1 protein-coding gene is annotated in these 2,983 nt (G+C 63.2%); it reads left to right on the top strand.

Going from position 1 to position 2,983, the window contains the following annotated elements; genetic code table 11:
• Positions 1 to 267: 267 nt before the first annotated feature.
• Positions 268 to 2,727 (top strand): Tex family protein, encoded by a 2,460-nt coding sequence (locus E1297_RS03250; RefSeq protein ID WP_155133823.1) that lies wholly within the window; start codon positions 268 to 270, stop codon positions 2,725 to 2,727.
• Positions 2,728 to 2,983 lie beyond the last annotated feature (256 nt).

Raw genomic sequence — 2,983 nt, 5'->3', positions numbered from 1 at the left:
CGTGAACACTTCATCTCCATCCCAAACAGACGCTAATGGGCAGAATTGGCGCGTTCAACTACACAGACCGGCAATATGCAGAGGTCTCCATAAGGGATTGATTGTCAGTGCTGAAATCTTAAACCGTAAAGCAGCGCCACAACCCGGGAACGCCGCCGTTGACGGCACCGTTTTTGGTGGATCTTGCCGATCAGTCACTTTCCTGCCGTCCGGGCCGGACTTATCGTCAGGCACTTCGAAATCCCTTGCCGAAACGAGCTTTGAGCCATGTCCGAGATCCAGAGCCCCGCTCCTTCTTCCAAATCCGCACCCCCGGGCCCGGAGGTCGCGTTGCGGATCGCGCGGCGGATTTCGGAGGAAGTCGGCTGTCAGCCCAATCAGGTCAACGCCACCGTCCAGCTGCTTGACGAGGGCTCGACCGTTCCCTTCATCGCCCGCTACCGCAAGGAAGCCACCGGCGGGCTCGACGACAGCCAGTTGCGCAAGCTGGAGGAACGGCTGATCTATCTGCGCGAGCTGGAAGACCGCCGCGCCGCAATCACCAGGTCGATCGACGAACAGGGCAAGCTGACCGAAGAGCTTGCGGGCAAGATCCAGTCGGCGGACACCAAGTCGGTGCTCGAAGATCTCTACCTTCCGTTCAAGAAGAAGCGCCGCACCAAGGCGCAGATTGCCCGCGAGGCCGGTCTCGAGCCGCTCGCCGACCTGCTGCTGAACACTCCGATGAAGCAGCCCGAACAGGAAGCCGCCGCCTTTCTCAAACCGGATCAGGGCTTTGCTGATACCAAGGCCGTTCTGGACGGGGCCCGTCAGATCCTGATGGAGCGGTTTGCCGAAAACGCCGATCTGGTCGGGCGGCTGCGCCGCCATGTCGAACAGCGGGGTGTGGTGCAATCGAAGCTGATCGACGGACAGGCCGAAAAGGGCGCCAAATTCGCCGATTATTTCGACTATTCCGAGCCGCTTTCAAAAATCCCGAGCCACCGGGCGCTCGCCCTGTTCCGGGGCCGCAATGAAGGCATTCTGGCTGTCGACCTGACCGTTGACGCCGATGATCCGGCCCCCGTGCCGCCTGCCGTCCGTATGGTTGCCGACACCTACGGCATTGCCGAGCGGGGACGTCCTGCCGACAAGTGGCTGATGGAAGTGGCGAAATTCGCCTGGAAGGTGAAGCTGGCGCTGCATCTTGAGCTCGACCTGATGGGCGCGCTCCGGGACCGCGCCGAGGAAGCCGCCATCGAGGTGTTCGCCAGAAATCTCAAGGACCTGTTGCTGGCGGCGCCCGCAGGAGCCAAGGCAACACTGGGGCTTGATCCCGGCATCCGCACCGGCGTCAAGGTTGCCGCGGTTGATGGCACCGGCAAGCTGGTCGACACCGCCACCATCTACCCGTTCCAGCCGCGCAATGACGTGTCCGGATCGCGCGCCGTGCTTCAGGCGCTGATCGCCAAGCACAAGGTCGGGCTGATTGCGATTGGCAACGGCACCGCCAGCCGTGAAACCGACCGCCTTGCCGCCGACGTCCTGAGCGACATTCCGTCCGCCCAGCGTCCGGTCAAGGTGATTGTCAACGAGGCGGGTGCTTCGGTCTATTCCGCCTCCGAACTGGCGGCGAAGGAAATGCCCGGCATCGACGTGTCCTTGCGCGGGGCCGCCTCCATTGCCCGCCGCCTGCAGGACCCGCTTGCCGAACTGGTCAAGATCGAGCCGAAATCGATCGGCGTCGGCCAGTATCAGCATGACGTCAACCAGACCCGGCTGGCCCGTGCCCTGGATGCGGTGGTGGAAGATGCGGTGAATGCGGTCGGTGTCGATCTCAACACCGCCTCCCCGGCCCTGCTGTCGCGGATCTCCGGCCTGAGCGAAAGCCTGGCCAAGGCCGTTGTTGCCCATCGCGATGAAATCGGCCGGTTTGAAAGCCGCCGCCAGCTGAAGGACGTGCCGCGTCTCGGCCCCAAGGCCTTCGAGCTATGCGCCGGGTTCCTGCGCATCACCGATGGCAAGGAACCGCTCGACGGGTCCTCGGTCCACCCGGAAGCCTATCCGCTTGCCAAGCGCATCATCAAGGCCTGCGGCCGCGATTTTCGTCAGGTGATGGGCAATGCCACGCTGTTGAATGACCTGAACCCGGCAGAGTTCACCGACGAGAAATTCGGCCTGCCCACAGTCAGGGACATCCTGTCCGAGCTTGAAAAGCCCGGCCGCGATCCGCGCCCGGAATTCCGGACCGCGGCGCTTCAGGACGGGATCGAAGAGATCAAGGACCTCAAGCCCGGAATGAAACTGGAGGGCACGGTCACCAACGTCACCAATTTCGGTGCCTTTGTCGATGTCGGGGTGCATCAGGACGGACTGGTGCATGTCTCCCAGCTTGCCGACCGGTTCGTCGACGATCCGCACAAGGTGGTCAAGGCCGGCGACATCGTGAGGGTGACGGTGCTTGAGGTGGATGTGCCGCGCAAGCGCATCTCCATGACCATGCGTTCCAATGCCGATTATGAAGCCCAGCGCGAACGCTCGGAAAACCGGTCCGGCAACCGCTCCGGCGGCACCCAGAATGCCCGTGGCAGCGATCCGCGCGGCTCAGGCCCGCGCAGCGGCGGCCCGAAGGGTAGCGGACCCCGCGGCGGCACCCCGAAGGGACCTGCACCGAAGTCCGCACCCGATACAGCCAACAACGCCATGGCCGCCGCTCTCGCAGCCGCGATGAACAAGAAGCGTAAGTAGCCGCCGGTTACCGACGGTTACCGACGGTTACCGACGGTTGCCGCCGGGCTTCTTCCGAAGGTCTCGAAAGGCGCGCGCTGCATCTTGGGCAGCACCCGCCTTGGCTCCGCGGGCCCGTGTGTGGACACCTGTGCGCATACAAGAGACCTCTGCATAGTGCTGACCCGCGCTGCTGAACGCGCCAACTCTGCCAATTGTCATCTGTTTGTGATGGAGATGAAGTTTACACGGAACGCCTTTCAAGGCGGTTTCCGCC

The sequence above is a fragment of the Roseibium sp. RKSG952 genome (assembly GCF_009711355.1).
The sequence above is the reverse complement of the archived record's forward strand: the minus strand, read 5'-3'. Positions and strand labels throughout refer to the sequence as shown.

Coding starts and splice junctions, on each gene's coding strand:
- E1297_RS03250 (WP_155133823.1), top strand. CDS start 268: ATGTCCGAGATCCAGAGCCCCGCTCCTTCTTCCAAATCCGCACCCCCG.